General features: G+C 65.6%; 1 protein-coding gene. It reads left to right on the top strand.

Features of this window, described 5'->3' with window-relative positions:
- Positions 1–218, top strand: a 218-nt coding sequence (locus FMEAI12_RS28885; RefSeq protein WP_235014730.1) for an ABC transporter substrate-binding protein, incomplete at both ends; no start/stop codon positions are given.

Consider the following 218-nt stretch of genomic DNA (forward strand, 5'->3'; position numbering starts at 1 on the left):
ACGGAACGTTGATGACCAACGACGAGGCGGGCGAGATCCGCTACCAGATGGCCGAGTCCTTCACCACGACGGACAACGGCCGCACCTTCACCCTGAAGCTGCGGCCCGGGCTGGTCTTCTCCGACGGCACTCCGCTCAATGCCGAAGCGGTGAAATTCAACTGGGACCGACTCAAGGACCCGGCCAGCGCCTCACCCAGCGCGGCGGAAGCGGCGATC

The sequence above is a fragment of the Parafrankia sp. Ea1.12 genome, assembly GCF_900465275.1.
GTDB lineage: Bacteria > Actinomycetota > Actinomycetes > Frankiales > Frankiaceae > Parafrankia > Parafrankia soli.